The organism is Thermus albus (assembly GCF_022760855.1).
Taxonomy (GTDB): Bacteria; Deinococcota; Deinococci; order Deinococcales; family Thermaceae; genus Thermus; species Thermus albus.
In genome coordinates, this window is record NZ_JAKTNR010000001.1 from 336922 (window position 1) to 356548 (window position 19627).

Below are 19627 nucleotides of genomic sequence, written 5' to 3' on the forward strand. Positions count from 1 at the left end.
AGCCCTTGAATGCCAGGTACCGGGGGACGCATGACGGAGGTTAAGGAAAGCGTTGAGGGCTTGGTCCTGGAGGGCCTTCGAAAGAGCTTTGGGGCGGTGGAGGTGCTGAAGGGTATATCCCTAGAGGTGCGTAAAGGGGAGTTTTTTACTCTTCTGGGACCCTCTGGGTGCGGGAAGACAACCCTTCTTCGACTGATCGGTGGCTTCGAGGTTCCTGACAGGGGGCGGATCGTGCTTGGAGGCAAAGACCTAACAGCCCTTCCAGCTCATCGGCGTCCGGTAAATACGGTGTTTCAAAATTACGCCCTTTTCCCTCACCTCACGGTATACGAGAACGTGGCTTTTGGTCTGAGGAGCCGGCGCTTTCCCGAGGCCGAGATCCGCGCCAGAGTGGAGTACGCCATAGGGCTTTTGCGTTTGGAAAGCCTACTCTATCGGTATCCACGTCAGCTTTCAGGAGGCCAAAAGCAGCGGGTGGCCTTGGCGCGGGCCTTAGTCAACGAGCCCCAGGTCTTGTTGTTGGATGAGCCCATGAGCGCCTTGGACGCCAAGCTTCGCGCTGAAGTGCAGGTGGAACTGAGGACCCTGCAAAAGCGCCTTGGGGCCACCTTTATCCTGGTAACCCACGATCAAGAGGAGGCCATGGCGGTTTCCGATCGCATCGGGGTGATGGAGGGAGGCGTTCTCCTCCAGGTGGGTACCCCAGAAGAGGTGTATGAGAAGCCGCAAACCCGCTTTGTGGCGGAGTTCTTGGGGGTGGCCAACCTCATCCCTGCTTTCAGGTCGGGCCCGGGAGTACAAACTCCGTTCGGCTTCTTCCCTTTGAAGGTTCCTTGGGAGCAGGGCTACCTAGCCTTGAGGCCCGAGCGGATAGAGGTCTTCAGTGAGCCGGTGCCAGGGAGTTTTTCGTCATGGGTGCGCCAGGTGGTGTACCGGGGAGCGTATTTCGAGGCCTATGTGGAAACCTCCGTCCAGGAGCATGCCTTGTTACGCGTTCGCACCTCCTTAAGAATCACAGGGGGTCAGCAGGTCTTTATCCGCCTTCCGGTGGACGGGTTGGTGGTGCTGAATGGATAGGGTTGTGGTCTGGTACGGGGAGCTGACCACCGCCAGGAACCTTCTTTGGCGGGGTGTCCTTTTGGTGCTTCCGGGTCTTTTATGGCTGCTGACATTCCTTGTTCTCCCGGGTTTGGTGCTGATCCCCCTGTCCTTCGCTGAGCGGGGTGCTTTTGGCGAGGTGGTTTGGACGTTCACGTGGGACAACTACCGGAGGCTCCTGGGGTTTGGGGTGCTGGGCTTTAGCTTGGATAACCTTATGGCCCTTTTTCGCACCCTCTGGGTGGCCTTGGTAACCACGGTGTTGGCGGGGATAGTGGCCTATCCCGTTGCCTTTTTTATCCGCTCGCAACCAGCCCACCGCCGCTACTTCTTTCTAGCGCTGGTCCTGATTCCTTTCTGGACCAACATTGTGATCCGCACCTATGCGTGGCAGTTGCTTCTGGCTCCAGAGATGCCCTTTGCGCGCATTCTGAGCGCTCTGGGATTGGTGGAGCCCGGTATGGCCCTTTTCCCCAGCAGCTTGGCCGTTTACATGGGTATGCTGAGCGCTTTCTTGCCTTTTATGGTCTTGCCGGTGTACTCCAGCGTTGAACGGCTAGATGAGAGCTTGCTGGAGGCGGTGCGCGACCTTTATGGGGGGCCCGTGCGCGTTTTTCTGCACGGTGTCCTGCCCCAGACCTTGCCTGGGCTAACTGTGGGGGCGATCCTCACCTTCATTCCCGCCATGGGTATGTTTGTGGTTCCTGATCTCTTGGGCGGGGCTAGACACCTTCTGGTGGGTAACCTGATCCAGCAAGCTTTTTACAGCATGAGGGACTGGCCATACGGGGCGGCTTTGAGCCTGGTCCTGATCCTTCTCACGTTGCTGGCCCTAAGGCTTTACCGGCGTCATGGGAAGGAGGTGGAGCTGGCATGAGGGGGGGGTGGCTGGTATCCACGGTAGCCTGGGCGGCGTTGGCCTTCTTGTACCTCCCCATGTTGGCGGTGGCCCTGTTCTCCTTTAACCGCACCCGGCATGGCCTGGGCTGGGGAGGGTTCACCTGGGACTGGTATGTGCGGCTTTTCCATAACCCCGCCCTCTTGGAGGCGGCGAAAAACACCCTAGTCCTGGCCCTTCTTTCCACCCTGGTGGCCACGGTTTTGGGAACCCTCTTGGCTTTGGGGCTGGAACGGCATCCTTTTGGTCCTCGATGGCGTGCTCTTCTGGAAACCGCCTTATACCTTCCCGTGGTCACCCCGGACCTAATCCTGGCTGCGGCCTTGGTGGTGGCCTTTGGCTTCCTGCGGCAGGCCTTCTCCCTCTTTGAGCCCGGCCTTCCCGCCATGGTGGTGGGCCACGCCACCTTTCAGGTGGGGTTTGTGGCCTTAGTGGTGATGAGCCGCCTCAAAAGCCTACCTAGGGAGCTGGACGAGGCTGCCCGGGATCTCTACGCCTCCTACCCCTACTACCTCCGTCGGGTCCTCCTCCCCCTCCTGGCTCCCGGCATTGTGGCTGGGGCCATGCTGGCTTTTACCCTTTCCCTGGATGATTTCGTTATCAGCTTCTTCACCGCAGGTCCTACCAGCCAAACGCTACCCTTGGTCATCTATGCCTCGGCACGTAGGGGGATTACCCCAGAAATCCATGCGGTTTCCACCCTGCTTTTCCTCTTCACGGTGGTGTTGGTGTTGAGCGCAGAGCGCTTCACAAGGAGGTCGGCATGAAAAGGATGGCGGTGTTCTTGGTGGCTTGCTTGGCCTTAGGTCTTGCGCAGAAAGGCGAGCTTCGGCTTTTTATCTGGTCCGAGTACATTGACCCTGCTATTCTCCAAGCCTTTACCCAGCGGTACGGTTACAGGGTCCGGATGGATCTCTACGAATCCAACGAGGACATGATCGCCAAGCTTCAGGCGGGTGGTGTGAGCCAGTACGACATCATCGTCCCCTCGGACTTTTACGTTCCCTCTATCATCCGCCTGGGTCTGGTTCAAACCCTAAACCACGCTAAGATTCCCAACCTAAAGAACCTGGACGATAAATTCAGAAACCCTCCCTTTGATCCGGGGAACCGCTACTCCGCTGCCTACCAGTGGGGTACCACAGGCCTCATCTTCCGCAAGGACAGGGTGGCCAAGCCGAAGAGCTGGGCGGTTCTCTTTAAGGACCCCAAGGCCCCCTTCATCCTCATGGACTCGCCGCGGGAGATGCTGGGCAATGCCCTTCGCTATCTGGGTTATTCCGTTAACACCAGAAATCCCAAGGAGGTGCAGGCGGCGGGCCAGCTCCTTCTTCAGGTCAAAAGGAGCCGGTATTTCCTGGGGTTTGAGGGTGGGGTAGGGGGGAAGAACCGGGTGGTGGCGGGGGCAGCCACCTATGCGGTGGTGTACAACGGGGATGCGGTGAAGGCGGCCGACGAAAACCCCGGCAAAGTAGAGTTCGCCATTCCCCAGGAAGGCGCCACCTTGTGGGTGGATTCCCTGATGATCCCCGCAAAGGCGCCGAACCCCGAAGCGGCCCATCTTTTCATCAACTTCATCTTGGATCCCAAGGTGGGGGCCCAGCTTTCCAACTTTAACCGGTACGCCACTCCCAACCGGGCAGCCCTTCCTTACATCCGGCCTGAAGACCGGAAGAATCCGGCCATTTATCCAGATGCCGAGGTGATGAAGCGCTCGGAGTTCATTTTGGACCTAGGGAAGGATAACCGTCTCTACGATGAAGTCTGGACTGCAGTGAAAAGCCGCTAGGAGATCTATGGGGTACATTCAGCTTAAAACCGCTATTCCTGGTCCCAGGAGCCTGGCCCTCATGGAACGCAGGGCCCAGGCGGTTACGCGGGCTTTGGCCCAGGCCAATCCCATCGCTGTAGCTAAGGCTCATGGAGCCTTAGTGGAGGATGTGGATGGCAACGTTCTCATCGACCTGGCAGGGGGCATTGGAGCTCTGGGCGTGGGCCACACACCAAAGGCAGTGGTGGAGGCCATAAAGGCCCAGGCGGAAAGCCTCATTCACATGTGCGCCATCGTGGCCAACTATGAGCCTTACGTGGCGTTAGCAGAGGCTTTAAATGCCCTTTACCCCGGGCCTGGTCCTGCCAAGACCCTCCTGGCCAACGGCGGGGCGGAGGCAGTAGAGAATGCGGTGAAGTTGGCCCGGGCCTACACTGGCCGGGCTGGGGTCATGGTGTTTGAGGGGGCGTACCATGGCCGAACCAACCTTACCATGGCCATGACCTCCAAGTACGCCCTTTTTAAGAAGGGATTTGGTCCCTTTGCCCCGGAAGTGTACCGCCTGCCCGTGCCCAACCTGTACCGTACCCCGCCGGGGATGACCCAGGAAGAGTACGTGGAGTGGTCCCTTTGGAACCTGGAGAACGCCCTGGTGGCTCACATCGATGGTTCGGCTTTGGCGGCCATTGTAATCGAGCCGGTTCTGGGCGAGGGGGGTTTCATTCCGGTACCCCATAAGTTCTTGAAAAAGCTCCGGGAGATTGCCGACCGCACAGGGGCTGTGTTTATTGCCGATGAGGTGCAGTCTGGTTCGGGTCGCACGGGGCAGATGTGGGCCATCGAGCATAGCGGGGTGGTGCCCGATCTCATTGTTTCCGCCAAGAGCCTAGGAGCCGGGATGCCCATCAGCGCTGTGACCGGCCGGGCGGAGATTCTGGATGCGCCCCACGTGGGCGGGGTGGGAAGCACCTATGGGGGGAATCCCCTGGCGGCGGTTGCGGCCCTCGAGGCCTTAAAAATCCTCCAGTCTCCAGGTTTCCTGGCAAACGCCCCAAGGATAGAGGCCAAAATCCGCCAGGTGTTTGAGCCGCTTAAAGGGGAAGTGCCGGCTTTGGGGGACGTGCGGGGCATGGGTGCCATGATGGCCCTGGAGTTTGTAAGGGATCCGAGGACGAAGGAACCTTGGCCGGAGTTTGTATTGGAGTTGGTGAAGCGGAATACGGAAAGGGGGGTAATCACCCTACGGGCGGGGTTGTACTCCAATGTCCTTCGCTTTTTACCCCCTTTAGATATCCCTTTGGATATGTTGGAGGAAGGCCTTTTTGTGGTGGCGGAAAACATCAAGGAGGTGTATGCCGTCCTTGCCTAAGCCCCTGCTGGTTTCTGAGGATGGTCTATTTGCTGTTGTCCAGTCCCAGCCTTGGATGGCGGAGGCCCTCGAGGCCATCCAGGAGGCTAGCTTCCCCACCCTCTCCCGGGAGGAACGGATGACCAGGGAGCACTATCTCTCCCACATGAAGGTGTTTCCTGAAGGGCAACACGCGGTGGTGGAACTGGCCACGGGCAAGGTGGTGGCGTGTTCTACCGATTTCCGTACCCGGGTGGATTTTCACCACTACCAGCACCGGTATATAGAGGCGGTGGCGGGAAACTGGCTTACTAACCACGACCCTAAAGGGGACTGGCTTTACGGGGCCGATATCGGGGTCTTGCCAGAGTACCGTGGGCGAGGCCTTTCCCGTTTGCTGTACCAGGCCCGTCAGGACCTGGTGCGCCGCTTGGGTCTCCGGGGGCATGTGGCGGGGAGCATGCCCAAGGGGTATCACCGCTACGCCCACGAGATGCCCATAGAGGAGTACGTGCACCGGGTGGTCCGGGGGGAGATTCAGGACCCAGTACTTTCCATTCAACTGAGGCGTGGTTACCGAGCGTATGGAATCATGCCGGATTATCTCCAAGACCCCTCCTGCCTCAACTATGGGGTCTTTGTGGTGTGGCGTAACCCGGAGGTGGGTTGGTGAGGGAGGTGTCTGGGAGCATCTACGTTCCCGATGCCCGGGGCCGCTACCAGCCTTACCGAGGCCTCTGGGTCAAGGCGGGGCGGGTGGTGGGGTTGGTGCCGGGGCAGGGTAGGGGAGAGGTGGTTTTTCCTGGATTTCACGATGCCCACGTGCACATCTGGAAGATCGGCCAGCTCCTTACGGATCTTGTGGACCTGCGCCAGGTGGATTCCTTGGATGCCCTGGTGCGCCTCCTTCAGGAGCGGGACCAGGCCTTGCCTCCCGGGGCTTGGCTCTTGGGGCGAGGATGGAACGAGGCCACCCTGGGAGGTGTTCCCAGCCGGGCATTTCTTGACGCAGCGGTGCCAGGCCGCCCGGTCCTTCTCACCCGCACCTGTGCCCACATTCACGCCCTTAACACGCAAGCCTTGGCGGTCGCGGGGATCGGTCCGCATACGGTAAGTCCTCCTGGAGGTGAGGTTCGCTATGAGGAGGGGCTCCTTCTGGAAAGGGCTTATGGCCTGGTGGAACGGGTGCTTCCCAAGCGCACAGTGGAGGACTACCAACGCTATATTCTGGCTGGGGCACGCCACCTCCTAGCCCATGGCATTACCTCAGCCACGGAGGCGGGGGCGGATCCCCTTCTCCTCGAGGCCTACCGCACCCTAGACCGGGAAGGTCGCCTTCCCTTGAGGGTAAGTGTCCTGGCTATGCTCCGGCCCGACGGGGAGGAGGTCACCTATCCCTTGCCCGAGTTCTACCGGTCGGACCGGCTGGTGGTGGCTGGGGTAAAGCTATTTGCCGATGGGGGGCTTTCAGGAGCCTCGGCCGCGGTGAGCCTGCCCTACCGGGATGTGGGCGGAAGGGGGGTTTTGCGGCTCAAGGCAGAGGAGATCTTGGAGCTGGCCCTTCCCGCTCACAAAAAGGGGTTTTTCGTGGCCACCCATGCCATCGGGGATGTGGCCATACGGGAGGTGCTTGCCGCCTATGCCCGGCTTTATGCGGAGGAGCCACGACCCCTTCGGCACCGCATAGAGCACTTCGGCCTGCCAGGACCGAAGGAGCTTACCCTGGCCAGGAGCCTGGGCGTCTGGGTGGTTCCCCAGCCCATCTTCCTCCAGGAGCTACGGGAGAATTTTATGAGGTACATACCAGAGCGGTTTCTCCCGTGGTGCTATAACCTAAGGCGCATGGAAGGGGCTGGGGTGGCCATAGCGTTTTCCTCCGATGCCCCAGTGGTGCGGGACCTGGCCCCTTGGCGCGGGGCTTGGGTAGCGGCTTTCATGCCCATTGCAGGGAGGGGTATCCCCTTAGAGCGGGCCCTTTTCTACTACACCCTCCCGGAGGCCAGTGGCCTCGAGGCCATGCGCCTTTGGCCAGGGCATCGGGCGGATTTCGTGGTATTTTCCGAAAATCCCTTGATTAATCCGGGGGAAGCTCAGGTAATAAGGGTGGAGGTGGACGGTGTGGCGGTCTTTGAACGTTGATCTCTCGTCACAGCGGGTTCATTGGCAGGAGGTTCCCCCCGAGGAGGTGGCCTTTGGTGGCCGTTTTCGCACGGGGAGGATCCTCATGGAGCGGGAGGCGTACCGCATGGACCCCCTTTCCCCGGAGAACCCCCTGGTCTTCGCCATCGGCCCCTTGGCGGGCACGGGGTTTTCCAACGCCAACCGCACCAGCGTGGGCACCCGTAGCCCCCTGACCCTGGGCATCAAGGAGGCCAACGGGGGCGGCACCTTCGGCTACGCCCTGGGGCAGATGAAGCTTGCCCATCTGGTCCTCGAGGGGACAAGCCCCGACTGGGTGGTCCTCCGCATCACCCGGGAGGGGCAGGTCTTTTTTGACCCAGCGGGGGAGCTCCTCGGCCTCGGGAACTTCCAGGCGGCCACAAGGCTTTTTGCCGCCTACGGCAGGAAGATCGCGTTTGCCCTTCTGGGGCCGGTGGGGGAGTATCTGGGCCTCCTTTCCGGCATCGCCTTTTCCGATATAGATGGGAGGCCCTCCCGCCTGGCGGCCCGGGGTGGCGTGGGGGCGGTCATGGGAGCCAAGCGGGTGAAGGCCCTCGTGGTAGAGGTGCCGGGGAAGGCGGAGGTCTGGGACAAGCCCAAGGTCACCGGGGCCATCCGCCGCTATGCGGAGCTCTTGCGCCAAGATCCCTTGGTGATGAAGTTCTACAACGCCATCGGCACCATGGGGATGGCCGACTTCCAGAATGCCTTCGGGGGACTTCCCGTGCGGAACTTTCGCCAGGGGCAGCTTGCCCCTCCGGAGGAGTTCCGCATGGGGGGCCAGTACATCGCCCCCCTCAACAAGGCCCGGGGTGGGAAGCCCACCCACGCCTGCATGCCCGGGTGCGTGATCCAGTGCTCCAACGTCATCGTGGATGGGGAGGGGAAGGAGGTGGTTTCCCCGTTGGAATACGAGACCATCGGCCTTCTGGGTACCAATTGCGGCCTTGCGGACCCTGACCAGCTCGCCCGCCTAAACCGTTTGGCCAACGACCTGGGGGTGGACACCATAGAAACCGGGGCCACCTTGGCCCTCTTCATGGAAAAGGGGGAGGTGGATTGGGGGGATTATACCTTCATGGAGGCCAAGCTCAAGGCCCTCTATACCCCGAGCGAGGCAGCCCGCTTCCTGGCCCAAGGCACCGCCCGGGTAGGGGAGGCCTTGGGGCTTAAGCGGGTTCCCGTTATCAAGCGCCAGGCCATCAGCGCCTACGACCCCAGGGTGGTGGAGGCCACGGGCATCACCATGATGGTGACCGCCCAGGGGGCGGACCACACCGCGGGCAATGCCCCGCGCCTGGAAACCCGGGCCATGCCGGTGGCGGAGATCCTGGAGGCCAGCTACCAGGCCCAGGTGAATGCTGCCGCCAACGATGCTCTGGGCCTTTGTGTCTTCGGGGGAAGCGTCACCAACAGGCAGGTGGAGTTCGTGGTGGAAAGCCTCAACGCCGCCTTGGGCACAAGCCTCACCCCCGGCTTTTGGCGTGAGCTTGGGGAGGGGGTTTTGCGCCTGGAGCACCGCTTCAACCACCTGGCGGGCTTCACCCACCAGGAGGACCGCCTTCCCGCCTTTTTCTACCAGGAACCCTTGCCCCCCAAGGGCTACACCGCCCGCTTCCGCCCTGAGGACCTGGGGCCCCTATACGAGAAGCTTCACCAGGGGTCGTAGAGCCTGGGCCTTTTGGCGCTAAGGGGTAGGGGTTCTCCTTCCAGGAAGCGCCGGGCGTAAAGGTGGGAAAGCTCAGGGAAGGGTTCGTGGGCTACCTTTGCCAAGGCGTAGACGGCCAGGGCGTCGGCCAGGGTTCTTAGGGCCTCCTTGGCGTGCCAGGGGCCTTCTTCCTTTAGCCTTGCCAGCGCCCTTTCCGCATACCTTTGGGCCTGGGGATGATTCTGGAGCATCTCCAAAAGAGGTTCATGGGCCCGCTTTTTGGCGATGGCCTCCAGCATGTCCAGGGCCTGGATGTTGGCGGGACCCTCCCAGATGGGGGTGATGAGGGCCTCCCGGTGCCAGCGGGCTACCCCGTATTCCTCCAGGAAGCCCAGGCCGCCGAAGAGTTCCATGGCCAGGGCGGTGATGGCGCTGGCGTGTTCGGCGGTGCGCCCCTTGGCCAGGTGGGAGAGGAGGCGGGCCAGGTGGTAGCGGGGGCTGTAGGGGGGTTTTTCCTCCCAGGCCTGGTCAAAGGCCCATACGGCCAAAAAGGCCAAGGCGGTGCCCCCTACCTGCCTAAGGCGCATCTCCAGGAGGTCGTGTTGGACCAGGTCGTGATCCAAAAGCCTCTTGCCAAAGGCCGTGCGCCGCCTCACCCGGAAGAGGGCCTCGAGGTGGGCCTTTTTGCCGATGCCCATGGCGGCCACCGCATTGGCCAGACGGCTTACGGTGAGGGTCTCTAAAGTGTAATAGATACCCTCCTCCAACCGGCCAATGGGATAGGCTAGACTTCCTTCTAGTTCCACCTCCCCCGAGGGCACGGCCCGGGTGGCCAGCTTCTCCTTAAAGCGGCGCACGGTGAAGTTGAGCCGGCCCTCCACCTCCCTGGGCAGGAGGAAGAGGCCAAGCCCTTTGGGCCCTTCGGGGGCCCCTTCTGGCCTGGCAGTCACCAGGGCGTAGTCGGCCAGGCCCGCCCCGGAGGCGAAGTACTTGTCCCCTTGGTAAAGGCGGAAGGCTTCCCCCTCCCGTTTGGCCAGGGTGCGGTTGGCCCCAAGGTCGCTTCCCCCTTGGATCTCCGTCATCCAGGTGGCGCCGAAGGCCGGGCCGTAAAGGAGTTCCCGCTTCACCGCCTCCCATTCTGGGGCGTACTTGTGCAGAGCATAGGCTACCTGATGGGTAATGGTGAGGATGCAGTAGAGCCCCCCATCCGCCAAGAGGTAGCCGAAGGCGTAGTGCAGGGGCCAGCCTTGGCCCTCGTAGGCGGGGCGGATCATGGGGCGGAGCTTGTCCAAAAGGGCCTTCTGCGCCGGGGAGAGGAGGGCCCGGTCCATGCGGTTTCCATCCAGGTCGTGCATCTTTAGGCGGGGTGGGGCGTCTTGATCTATGTGGTGGGCCACCTCCAGCACCTCTTCCCCCACCAGCTTCCCGAAGGTGGACAGGGCTTCTTGGGGTAGGCCGGGGGTGAAGGTGTCCAGTACTACTTTTAGGTCTGGGTCAAGGTTATAGTGATCCTGTCCTTGGCTGTAAAAAAGCAGGCTCATGGTGTCCTCCGAGGCCCAGGGTAATCCCGGGGGTGCGGGGGCGTCAAGTAGTTTGGGGAGGTCCCAGTGGTGGACGGAGCGGTAATCCCGGGGGTGCGGGGGCGTCAAGGTGGGATAGCTGGCAATCAAATAGTTTGAACTGAAATAATATCTTTGCCATGGTGTGGGACCTCATGGGGCGGATATGGCGGTTTCAGCGCGCCGTGCGGGAGGAGATGGAGGAGGGGTTGGTGGCCATAGGGCTTTCGGGCCTCGAGGCCTGGCTTTTACGGGTGGTGGAGGGGCTGCCCTATCCCTCGGATGTGGCCCGGCACATGGGGCTTCCCCCACCCACCGTGAGCCACATGCTCCGGCGGTTAGAGGAGCGGGGTTTTGTGGAGCGCACCCTGGACAGCAAGGACCTGCGCCGCTTCACCTTCCGCCTGACGGAAAAGGGGAAGGTGGCCCTCGAGGAGGCAGAAAGGCTTATGGAAGCGGCCCTGAGGCGCCGCCTGGCCCGGCTTAGCCCAGAGGAGATAGAGCACCTGCTGGGCCTTTTGGGCAAGCTGGTGGCCTTGCCCTATGGGCAAACGAATCTAGAGAAGAAGGAGGATTCATGAACCCTACGCCACAAGAGGTCCGCTTTACCATGATCGGCGTGCTGCTTGGGGTTTTCCTGGCGGCTTTGGACCAGACCATCGTTTCCACCGCTATGCCCCGCATCGTGGGGGAACTCAAGGGAGCGGAGTATTACGCCTGGGTCACCACCAGCTACCTCCTTACCTCCACGGTCTCGGCCCCCATCTTCGGGCGCCTCACCGAGCTCTTCTCCCGCAAGGCCATCTTGTTTTGGGCGGTGGCCATCTTTCTTTTGGGTTCCGCACTCTCCGGCCTTTCCCAGAACATGGGCCAACTGATCCTTTTCCGGGGCATCCAGGGGGTAGGGGGTGGGGCCCTTTTTGCCCTGGCCCTCACCACCATCGCGGTGCTTTTCCCTCCCCGGCAGCGGGGCAGGCTGGCGGGGGCCTTTGGGGCCATCTTTGGGCTTTCCTCCGCGGTGGGGCCCTGGCTGGGCGGCCTGCTCACCGATCATCTGTCCTGGCGCTTCGTCTTTTACATCAACGTGCCTGTGGGAGGGGTAGCCCTCTGGTTCATCCTGCGCTACATGCCCCGGCTAAGGCCTCAAGGGGGGGAGCCCTTTGACTTCCTGGGGGCCTTTCTCCTGATCTCCTGGGCGGTGCCCCTCATGCTGGCCTTATCCTGGGGCGGGAGTACCTACCCTTGGGGCAGCCCTGTCATCTTAGGCCTCTTTATCGGAGCCTTTCTGGGCTTGCTCCTTTGGGCCATATCCCAGCTTCGTCTTCCGTACCCGCTTTTAGACCTATCGGCCTTCCGGATGCGGGTCTTCAGCCTTTCGGCGCTGGCCGCCTTTTTCTACGGGCCGGCCTTCCTCGGCGCTGTGGCCTTTCTTCCCCTTTACCTACAGGTGGTCAAGGGGGTCTCCGCCAGCCAAAGCGGGGTTACGGTGCTGCCCTTGGTCCTTGGGGTCATGGTGGGAAGCCTCGGGGCTGGGCAGCTTTTGGCCCGCTTTGGGCGGTATAAGGTCCTCTTGATCGCTAGCGCCACCTTTATTTTGGCCATGTTCCTCCTTCTGCACTTTGCCCTCACGGTGGAGACTCCCCTTGGGGTGGCCGTGGGCCTCTTCTTCCTGCTGGGCCTCGGCCTAGGACCATCGCAGAGCGTGCTGAACATCGTGGCCCAAAGCGAACTTCCCCAGGAGCGCCTTGGCAGCGGAACCAGCATGGTGCAGTTCATGCGCCAGATCGGTTCCACCATGGGCGTCGCCCTTTTGGGTACCGTCCTGGCACAAAGCCTAACCCAGGTCACGGGCGAAGCCCGTACCTTGGACCTGGCCCAGGCCTTCCCCTCTGGGGGATCCACCTCCCCCATGGTCCGGGCGGGCGAAGGGATCGCCTTGGACTTGGACCGGGAGTTTAACCGTTTGGAGGACCTGGTGGTCAAGGCCCTAAAGGGGGACGAAGGGGCTTACCGGATGCTTTCGGAGGACCCTTTGCTGCCGGAAGGGTTTAGGAAAAGCCTCCTGCCCGGGGGAATTCCTGCCCAGTTCGCTGAACTCCAAAAACTGCTGGAAAAGGCTTTGGAGGGCGATGAGGATGCGCGCAAGGCCCTTCTAGCTAACCCCACCTTACCCCCAGAAGCCCGGGGCCTCCTGCTCCCGGGTGGGATAGCCCAGGGCACCCTTTCCTTGCTGGAGAGGGCTTGGAGGGGGGATCAAGGGGCTAGGGAAGCCCTTTTGCGCTTGCCGTGGGGGCCGAGCCTGGAGGGGTTTTTAGCCCAAGAGCCCCCTCCGGCCGTGAAGCCAAGGCTGCTAGCCCACCTTAGGGCCGTGGAGAAGGAGGCCGTGGCCCAAGCAGCCACACTCCTCAAGCAGACGGAGGAGAAGGCCCTCTCCCAGGTCCCTGCCCAGGTGGTGGCGCGCCTCGAGGGGGTGAGGCTGCGGCTTAAGGAGGCCTTAAAGGAGGGCATCGTGGAGGCGTTGCGCCGGATATTCCTTTTCAGTGCCGCTTTTGTTGGCTTTTCCCTCCTTGCCCTCCTGGCCTTGCCGGATAAGGAGCTATCGGGGAGCCTTGGGCCCCGCCCTTCGCTAGAGTGATGGGGTGGAGGGTTTTTACCTGGTCTTCGGGGAGGGGCTTTCCCGGGAGGCTAACCTCCAGGCCCAGGCCCTGGCCCGGCTTCTCCTCAAGGCCCCTCCGGAAGGCCTATTGGATGCCATCCCCGCCTACGGCACCCTGTACCTGGAGTTTGACGCCCAAAAGCTTACCCGTCCAAGGCTCCTAAGGCTTCTACGCCGCTTGGCTTCCCACATGGAGGTGACGGGGGAGGAGGAGGGCCGGGTGGTGGATATCCCCGTGCGTTACGACGGGGAAGACCTTTTGGAGGTGGCTAGGCGCACGGGGCTTTCCCTGGAGGAGGTTAAACGCCTACACCAGGCGCCACAGTACCGGGTGTATGCCCTGGGTTTCACCCCCGGATTTCCCTTTCTCGCCCCCGTGCCGGAGCCCTTGCGCTTACCTCGGCGCCCCCACCCCAGGCCCCGGGTCCCCGCCCACAGCGTGGCCATGGCTGGGCCACAGACGGGCATTTACCCCCTGCCTTCCCCAGGAGGCTGGCATCTTTTGGGCACCGCCTTGGTGGCGGTCTACGACCCCCACCGGGAAGAGCCCTTTCTCCTAAGGCCTGGGGACCAGGTGCGCTTTAGGGAGGCGGCGGGGCCAACACCGCCGGAACCTGCCCCCTTGGAGCTCCTTCCCGGGGAACCCAGGCTTCCCGCCTTCCGGGTGGAGGAACCGGGCCTCATGGACCTGGTGGTGGACCAGGGAAGGTTTCTGGCGGGGCATCTGGGCCTGGCCCGTTCGGGGCCTTTGGATCCCTATTCCGCCGCTTTGGCCAACCGGCTGGTGGGAAACCCTCCGGGAACACCCCTCCTGGAGATGGCCTACCGGGGCCCGGTGCTCACCGCCTTAGAGGACCTGGTGGTGGGGTTTGCGGGCTACGGGTTCGTGGCCCTTTTGGATGGGGAAGAAATCCCACCGGGGCAGAGCTTTCTTTGGCCAAGGGGGAAAACCCTTTCCTTCCGGCCTTGGGGGCGGGGGGTGAGGGCGTATTTAGCGGTGGCGGGGGGCCTCGAGGCCCGCCCCTTCCTCCGCTCTGTCTCCCCGGACCTCAGGGGCCGGGTGGGCCGGCCCTTAAGGGAAGGGGATGTGCTGGGGCTCCAGGAGGCGAAAGGGGTGCGGCCGGGCAGGTCCTTCAGCCCAAGGCCCTTGCCAGAGGACTTACGCATCCGGCTTCTTCCCGGGCCCCAGTGCAGCAAGGAGGCCCTACAGGCCCTCCTTTCGGCCCCGTTTTGGGTTGTCCGGGCGGACCGCATGGGCCTGGAGCTCCAGGGTCCGGAAGTGCCCGGTGGGGAGGGTCTATCCGAGGCTACCCCCCTTGGGGGCATCCAGGTTCCCCCATCGGGTCGGCCCCTGGTGCTTTTGGCGGACAAGGGTAGCCTGGGAGGTTACGCCAAGCCGGCCCGGGTTAGGGCCGAGGACCTTTGGCTTTTGGGCCAGGCCTGGCCCGGGGCGGTGTTACGCTTCATGGGTGAGCCTGGCTGCCAGGGAGGAGGTACCCTCTCCCCCGTGGAAAGGCTCCCGGGAGGGTAGCCTTTGAGGCTCACCAGAAGGGAGCTCCAGTTGGTCTGCGGGCGGGCTTGGGCACCAGGAGTCTTCCCCTTCGGCGCCGCTTTCCCGGGGCCCCCACCCTGGCGCAAGCCAGGGTGGGGGCCCCGGGGAAGCCCTTGGATGGGCGTCATCTGGGTGGAACTCGGGGGACGAAACCCGAGAAAAGGGTATTAGGTCGCGGCCCTGGCCCTATTCCTGGGCCTGCCTTGGGCCTTTCCCAGGGCATTTCCCCCTTCAGCTGGCGTTCAGGTTCTCTGTGTAGGTTAAAGGCTATGATCGATAGCCCTGCCCAGTTGATCGCCATCCTGGTGGTGGCTTTGCTCCTTTTGGGCCCGAGGAAGCTGCCGGAGCTGGCCCGGGGTTTGGGCCAGTCGGTGCGGGAGTTTAAGAAGAGCGTGGAGGGCATCAGCGAGGAGATAAGGAAGGAGGAAAAGGAGGAAGCGGCTAAGCCTCTGGAGCCGGGGGTGGCCCCCAAGGAGGACAAGCCCGGCCGGACCTAGGGGTTAAAGGCGCAGGTGGATTCCCAACCGGTCCAAGATCCCAAACACCAGCCACCACAGGGCGACATAGGCTAGGCTAACCCCATAGCCGCCTAGGGGACCCCAGTGGAGGGCGGCCGAGCCGTACAGCCAGGCCAAGAACCCTTTGAGGAGGGAGAGCTTAAGGGCCACGGGCAGGATGTAGGCCAGCAAGGGGTTCTTGCCGAGGGGTAGCCAAGGGGAAAGCCAGGTGGGGGGAAGATGCCTAAGGATTTGTATGAGGAAACCGCCTAAGGCCAAGGCCAGGAGGAGGTAGGTGGGGGTCCAGTAGGTCTTATCGGGGGGGAGGAAGGGAAGGGCTAGGGCTGCCCCTGCTAGCGCCCCAAAGGTCCAGGGCCATAGGGGTTTACCTATCTGCAGGGTCTCCCCTAGGCGGGTGGCGAGGAGCACGAAGGCCCCGGTAGGGATGGCGGAAAGGAGTCCCCTTAGGCCTAAGGGGGCTAGGTAGGTACGGTTTAGGTGGAGCAGAAGGTTTTGTTCTTCCGTAAAGGTACCAGGGGATACCCCGGGAATGGGGACCACCAGAATGGCCGCGCCATAACCGCCCAGGAGTAGAAGGCTTAGGAGGGTGCGGCGGAGCGGGGGTAGATCGTAAAACCAGGCCCCCATCCAGTAAGCGAGGGCCAGGAGCTGGAGCACGTCCAATGCGAACACCAAGCGACCCGCCTGAAGGCTTGTGAGGCCAAGGCCCAGGAGGAAGAGCAAGGTTACCCGGCGCAGGATCCTGAGCTCGTAGCGCCACTCCGGCATTCCCTTTCGCCTGGCATGGGCACGGCTGAAGGGTATGGCGGTTCCCATGGCCAGGAGGTACCAGGGAAACACCCAGTCGGCCAGGTAGAGGCTTCGGCCGAAAGGACCATGCCCCAGGTAAGCGGGGGCGGTGGACGGCAGGTTGTTGACCAGGAGCATGAGAAAGACGGTGAGGCCTCGGAAGGCGTCCAAAGCCAGGTGCCTTTGGGGGGTCATCGCAGGGCACGCAGCAACCCGCCCACCGGGCCTAGGGTGAGGCCCCGGGTGTGGGCCTTATGGGCCAGGTGGGGGAGGACCCGCAGGGTGGCGAGTACGTTGTCGTGAAGGAGAATGATCCCTCCGGGCCGAAGGTGACCGAGAAGCCGTGACTCCAGCACGGGCCGGGGCAACCCCGCATAGTCTCCGGGGTCGTCGGTCCAGAAGACCGTGACTAGGCCAAGGTCTTTGGCCACTTGAAGTACCGTGCGGTTGAACCTGCCCCCAGGGGGCCGGAAGAGGTGGGGAGGGGAACCGGAGATCTGCTCCAGGACCCGGTTGCACTGGAGGATCTCCTGGCGGATCTCCTCCTCGGGGAGACCCGGGAGCCTTAGGTGGTGGTAGGTGTGGTTGCCGAGCTCATGCCCGGCCGCCACCAGGTCCCGTACCAGATAGGGGTATGCTTCCGCGTTCCTGCCTATGACAAAAAAGGTGGCCTTGAGCCCCAGTCGCTTGAGGAGGTCCAGGAGGAGGGGGGTGAAAAGGGGGTGGGGGGCGTCGTCAAAGGTGAGGGCCGCATAGGGAAGAAGGGGGTTCCCGTGGTAAAGGACGCTGCCTCGGAACCCTGTCCGGGTGGACAGGAGTTGCTCCGCCTTCTCCTTGGCGCGGTAGGCCTCAGGGCCCTCGAGGCGGGGCCAGTCCTCCAGGATCTCCTCTTGGGGTTTTAGAGGAGCGTGGCCCGATCTGAGCCAGAGGCGTTCGTAGCCAAAGGGCTTCCTCAGGCTGAGGAACTCCTGAACCCGTCCCCGGGGCACGCTGGCCGTGAAGAGGGGGAGCTCGGTGTTGAAGGCGTAGGGGGCGGGGTAAAGGCTAAGGTCCACCTCGGCTAAGGATGGACGGGCCTCGATGGCCTCCTTTAAAGCTTTCTGGGCCAGGTGTAAAAGGTCCTCGGGGGTCACCGGACCGGGAACCTGAAGGAGGAGCTGGGCCACCTCTATGTGGCCATTGTCCAGGTAGTTGGCCTTGACCAGGCCGGGCAGGTGGAGAACCAGCGCCGGGAGGCTTTCCGCCGGAAGTGCCTTGGGTGGGGCGGCTCCTTCCACATAGGGAATGGGGGCTAGGGCAAGGAGAGGAAACCACATGGTTACAGCCTATTAGGCCTCCCCCTTCACCGCTAGCCCGTGGTGACCCATCCGTGGGAGGGGGCCGCGAGTCCCTTGGTTGGCCACTGGGCACCTGGGGGTGGTGGAGCCGGACGTCCCCCCTAGGGGGGTGTAGCGCCCAAGGACCCTTCGGGTCCTGTTCCAAAAGGGCCCCAGGGGGCCATCCATCCACAGCACTTATCGGGACGCTCCCAAGCCGGATTCTACCCCCGGTTTGTGGGGCCTCCTGGGGCGCCAAGCTCGCCACATGACCGCAACGTGGCTCCAGGAGGTGACACCCCCTTCCCGCCCAGAGGGGGTGTCGCCCGTGCCGGTGTTTCCCCGGAGGCCCTTTAGTCCTAAGCCCCCTCGAAGTTTCCGCTACCCCAGGACTGGCGCAGCTTCCATCCTGGGGCAGGCCAAGGTGGGGTGGTAGGGGCGGCTATCCGCCTCCGGCATCCTCGGTTATAGCCTGGGCTAGGCGCCGCCTGAGCTCCTCCAGGGGCTCAGGAAAGGCTTTCAGGGCTTCCCCCGGGCGTTCGGCCTTCCTCAGGGCTTCGCTTAGCCGCCCTTCTAAGGCGGCCAGGATGCCCGCGAGCCGAGCCAGGAGGAAGCGTTCGGGGTCAAAGTGGAAGGGTCTACCCAGGAGGCGAAGGGCTAGCACCTCCGCCTCGTAAAGCCCTTCCACCCTGGCCCCAAGGCGCCGAGCCGCCTCTAGAACCTCCAAAAAGGCAAGGAGCAAGGCCTCTTCCCAGCGTTCGGAAGCCTTAGGGGGTTCCCCCGGGGCGAGCCGGCCCAGCAGGGCCAAGGCCCCGCCCAGTTCGGCCCGGAGGCCGGAAAGGTGGAATTCCAGCACTTGCCGGTCGCTTTGACACTTAAAGAGCTCGTAGCGCAAAACCGCGTTTTCCTTGAGGGCAGGTGCGGCCTCTTCCGCAAGGCGGTGGTTTTGCGAGCGAAGGAGGGCAATCTCCTCCTTCGCCTTGGCCAGTTGGGCCTCGAGCTCCTTAATGGCCTCCGCCAAACGGCTTGGGTCCTCGGCGGGATGCGGGAGGGGCTTGGTGCGTTTTCTTTGGAAAGGCCACATGGTTTACCGTCTTAGGCGCGCCAGAAGCGCCAAGAGGGTCAGGAGGGCCAGGCTTTCGCTCAGGATTGAAAAGGCCACAACCCGGGAAGGGGACCCTTCGTAGAGAAAGCCCATGGCGATGCTCCCAAGCAGCCAGAATAGGCCAAAGGCGGTGTCAAAGAGCCCGTAAGCGGAAGCAGTCCCACCCAGGCGGCCTACCCCCGCCCGCATGATGCTTTCCTGGAGCCCAAGAGCTCCGCCCCAAAGGAGGCTACCCGCCCACCACAAGGCGGGATCCTTCCCCAAAAGGGAAGTGGAGGCGGCCAGGGCCAAAAGAGGGACCGCCGTTAGGCTTTTAAGGCCGATGCGGTCAAAGGCCAGCCCTCCGAGAAGGGCGAAAAGGGCGTCGGCTCCCATGGCAAGGGCGTAGAAGAGGGGTATGTACGCCGCCTCGGCGCCAGATTTACCCAGGTGGAAGGCGATGAGTTGGAAGTGGGCGAACCCCATGGCGAAAAGGGCGCTGTAGACAAGGTAGAGGGCGAAGCCTGGGGGCAGGGAAAGGGCCTGGGGCCTTTTGTGCCCGCTGGGCTCGAGGCCCCTTGCCCTAAAAAGAAGCATCAAGGCCAGAAGGGCTGCGGGAAGGAGGGAAGCGAAGCCCAACCGGTAACCCCCCAGGGCCACGCTGAAAGCCACCACTAGGGGCCCTAGGAAAGCCCCCACCTGGTCTAAGGTTTCATGCACCCCGAAGGCCTTACCGTGGCCTACCTCGTCACCCGCCCGGGCTAGGAGGGCGTCACGGGCTGGGGTGCGCAGCCCTTTGCCAAAGCGTTCCAGAAAGATAAGGAGGCTCGCGCCGGCCGGATTCTGGGCTAGGGCGAGGGCTGGGACGGAAAGGAGGTTAACCGCATAACCCAGGTACAAGAGAGGCCAGTGCAAACGGAAGCGGTCAGCAAGCTGTCCGGATGCGAGGCGTACCAGGTAACCCAGGAACTCGCCAAATCCCGCTACGAAACCCACCAGAACCGCGGAGGCCCCCAGGGTCTCCAAATAGACGCCGGAGATGCTTCGGCCGCCCTCGTAGGTAAGGTCGGAAAGAAGGCTTACGAAGCCTATGGCCATTACAAACCGCCAGGCTAAGCCCATTCTTCCTCCAGCAAGCGGTACCCTTTTCCCGTCTTCCAAGGGGTGGTTCGTCGTTTGCGCCACCGCCTTAGGGTGGGAAAAGGCTTGGTACACGTATTCCCGATGGTA

The 19627-nt window shown here is 62.7% G+C and carries 17 protein-coding genes; 12 read left to right on the forward strand and 5 right to left on the reverse strand.

Translation table 11 applies throughout. From position 1 onward, the window contains the following. Positions 1-30: 30 nt before the first annotated feature. From L0D18_RS01685 to L0D18_RS01720, 8 genes are read left to right on the forward strand one after another with little or no spacing between them, the layout of a single operon-like run. Entirely contained in the window at positions 31-1077 is a 1047-nt protein-coding gene (locus L0D18_RS01685) for an ABC transporter ATP-binding protein (RefSeq protein ID WP_243026950.1), read from the forward strand. After that, positions 1070-1975, forward strand: coding sequence for an ABC transporter permease (locus L0D18_RS01690; RefSeq protein WP_243026952.1), 906 nt, complete (start codon positions 1070-1072; stop codon positions 1973-1975). Before L0D18_RS01685 ends, L0D18_RS01690 begins: the two co-directional genes overlap by 8 nt. Next, on the forward strand, positions 1972-2763 hold the full coding sequence (locus L0D18_RS01695) for an ABC transporter permease (RefSeq protein ID WP_243026954.1): 792 nt from the start codon (positions 1972-1974) through the stop codon (positions 2761-2763). The genes L0D18_RS01690 and L0D18_RS01695 overlap by 4 nt, the downstream gene beginning before the upstream one ends. Further along, positions 2760-3785 carry a polyamine ABC transporter substrate-binding protein gene (locus L0D18_RS01700; protein ID WP_243026956.1) on the forward strand — a complete coding sequence of 342 codons (1026 nt, stop codon included), beginning with the start codon at positions 2760-2762 and terminating at the stop codon, positions 3783-3785. Before L0D18_RS01695 ends, L0D18_RS01700 begins: the two co-directional genes overlap by 4 nt. A 7-nt stretch (positions 3786-3792) precedes the next feature. Continuing rightward, positions 3793-5136 (forward strand): aspartate aminotransferase family protein, encoded by a 1344-nt coding sequence (locus tag L0D18_RS01705; protein WP_243026958.1) that lies wholly within the window; start codon positions 3793-3795, stop codon positions 5134-5136. Further along, the gene (locus L0D18_RS01710) at positions 5120-5788 is read left to right on the forward strand and encodes a GNAT family N-acetyltransferase (RefSeq protein ID WP_243026960.1); all 669 of its coding nucleotides are present in this window, start codon (positions 5120-5122) and stop codon (positions 5786-5788) included. The genes L0D18_RS01705 and L0D18_RS01710 overlap by 17 nt, the downstream gene beginning before the upstream one ends. Next, a complete protein-coding gene (locus L0D18_RS01715) occupies positions 5785-7254 on the forward strand; it encodes an amidohydrolase (protein ID WP_243026962.1) in 1470 nt (489 codons plus the stop codon). The genes L0D18_RS01710 and L0D18_RS01715 overlap by 4 nt, the downstream gene beginning before the upstream one ends. Next, complete coding sequence (locus L0D18_RS01720; RefSeq protein ID WP_243026963.1) at positions 7232-8944, forward strand: aldehyde ferredoxin oxidoreductase C-terminal domain-containing protein; 1713 nt, start codon at positions 7232-7234, stop codon at positions 8942-8944. The genes L0D18_RS01715 and L0D18_RS01720 overlap by 23 nt, the downstream gene beginning before the upstream one ends. Here the strand turns inward: L0D18_RS01720 and L0D18_RS01725 are convergent. Beyond that, entirely contained in the window at positions 8929-10464 is a 1536-nt protein-coding gene (locus L0D18_RS01725) for an acyl-CoA dehydrogenase family protein (RefSeq protein ID WP_243026965.1), read from the reverse strand. The two genes, L0D18_RS01720 and L0D18_RS01725, sit on opposite strands and share 16 nt — an antisense overlap. 158 nt (positions 10465-10622) lie before the next feature. Here L0D18_RS01725 and L0D18_RS01730 point away from each other — a divergent pair, with 158 nt between their 5' ends. The 4 genes from L0D18_RS01730 to L0D18_RS01745 all read left to right on the forward strand — a co-directional run bounded on the left by L0D18_RS01730 (position 10623) and on the right by L0D18_RS01745 (position 15187). Continuing rightward, complete coding sequence (locus tag L0D18_RS01730; RefSeq protein ID WP_243026967.1) at positions 10623-11063, forward strand: MarR family winged helix-turn-helix transcriptional regulator; 441 nt, start codon at positions 10623-10625, stop codon at positions 11061-11063. After that, the gene (locus tag L0D18_RS01735; RefSeq protein ID WP_243026969.1) at positions 11060-13117 is read left to right on the forward strand and encodes an MDR family MFS transporter; all 2058 of its coding nucleotides are present in this window, start codon (positions 11060-11062) and stop codon (positions 13115-13117) included. The genes L0D18_RS01730 and L0D18_RS01735 overlap by 4 nt, the downstream gene beginning before the upstream one ends. A gap of 4 nt (positions 13118-13121) precedes the next feature. After that, positions 13122-14669: a 5-oxoprolinase subunit PxpB gene (gene pxpB / locus L0D18_RS01740; protein WP_243026970.1), complete on the forward strand. Its 1548-nt coding sequence runs from the start codon at positions 13122-13124 to the stop codon at positions 14667-14669. A 290-nt stretch (positions 14670-14959) separates the two neighbouring features. Next, positions 14960-15187, forward strand: a complete 228-nt coding sequence (locus tag L0D18_RS01745; RefSeq protein ID WP_243026971.1) for a Sec-independent protein translocase subunit TatA/TatB — start codon at positions 14960-14962, stop codon at positions 15185-15187. Positions 15188-15190: 3 nt separating this feature from the next. Here the strand turns inward: L0D18_RS01745 and L0D18_RS01750 are convergent, their stop codons facing one another. The 4 genes from L0D18_RS01750 to L0D18_RS01765 all read right to left on the reverse strand — a co-directional run bounded on the left by L0D18_RS01750 (position 15191) and on the right by L0D18_RS01765 (position 19519). After that, the gene (locus L0D18_RS01750) at positions 15191-16192 is read right to left on the reverse strand and encodes a DUF5009 domain-containing protein (protein ID WP_243026972.1); all 1002 of its coding nucleotides are present in this window, start codon (positions 16190-16192) and stop codon (positions 15191-15193) included. Further along, entirely contained in the window at positions 16189-17313 is a 1125-nt protein-coding gene (locus tag L0D18_RS01755) for a polysaccharide deacetylase family protein (RefSeq protein WP_243026973.1), read from the reverse strand. Before L0D18_RS01755 ends, L0D18_RS01750 begins: the two co-directional genes overlap by 4 nt. 442 nt (positions 17314-17755) lie before the next feature. After that, the gene (locus L0D18_RS01760) at positions 17756-18397 is read right to left on the reverse strand and encodes a hypothetical protein (protein ID WP_243026974.1); all 642 of its coding nucleotides are present in this window, start codon (positions 18395-18397) and stop codon (positions 17756-17758) included. Between the two features lie 3 nt (positions 18398-18400). Then, positions 18401-19519 (reverse strand): MFS transporter, encoded by a 1119-nt coding sequence (locus L0D18_RS01765; protein ID WP_243026975.1) that lies wholly within the window; start codon positions 19517-19519, stop codon positions 18401-18403. Between the last annotated feature and the right edge of the window lie 108 nt (positions 19520-19627).

Coding starts and splice junctions, on each gene's coding strand:
- L0D18_RS01685 (WP_243026950.1), top strand. CDS start 31: ATGACGGAGGTTAAGGAAAGCGTTGAGGGCTTGGTCCTGGAGGGCCTT.
- L0D18_RS01690 (WP_243026952.1), top strand. CDS start 1,070: ATGGATAGGGTTGTGGTCTGGTACGGGGAGCTGACCACCGCCAGGAAC.
- L0D18_RS01695 (WP_243026954.1), top strand. CDS start 1,972: ATGAGGGGGGGGTGGCTGGTATCCACGGTAGCCTGGGCGGCGTTGGCC.
- L0D18_RS01700 (WP_243026956.1), top strand. CDS start 2,760: ATGAAAAGGATGGCGGTGTTCTTGGTGGCTTGCTTGGCCTTAGGTCTT.
- L0D18_RS01705 (WP_243026958.1), top strand. CDS start 3,793: ATGGGGTACATTCAGCTTAAAACCGCTATTCCTGGTCCCAGGAGCCTG.
- L0D18_RS01710 (WP_243026960.1), top strand. CDS start 5,120: ATGCCGTCCTTGCCTAAGCCCCTGCTGGTTTCTGAGGATGGTCTATTT.
- L0D18_RS01725 (WP_243026965.1), bottom strand. CDS start 10,464: ATGAGCCTGCTTTTTTACAGCCAAGGACAGGATCACTATAACCTTGAC.
- L0D18_RS01730 (WP_243026967.1), top strand. CDS start 10,623: ATGGTGTGGGACCTCATGGGGCGGATATGGCGGTTTCAGCGCGCCGTG.
- L0D18_RS01735 (WP_243026969.1), top strand. CDS start 11,060: ATGAACCCTACGCCACAAGAGGTCCGCTTTACCATGATCGGCGTGCTG.
- L0D18_RS01745 (WP_243026971.1), top strand. CDS start 14,960: ATGATCGATAGCCCTGCCCAGTTGATCGCCATCCTGGTGGTGGCTTTG.
- L0D18_RS01750 (WP_243026972.1), bottom strand. CDS start 16,192: ATGACCCCCCAAAGGCACCTGGCTTTGGACGCCTTCCGAGGCCTCACC.
- L0D18_RS01755 (WP_243026973.1), bottom strand. CDS start 17,313: ATGTGGTTTCCTCTCCTTGCCCTAGCCCCCATTCCCTATGTGGAAGGA.
- L0D18_RS01760 (WP_243026974.1), bottom strand. CDS start 18,397: ATGTGGCCTTTCCAAAGAAAACGCACCAAGCCCCTCCCGCATCCCGCC.
- L0D18_RS01765 (WP_243026975.1), bottom strand. CDS start 19,519: ATGGGCTTAGCCTGGCGGTTTGTAATGGCCATAGGCTTCGTAAGCCTT.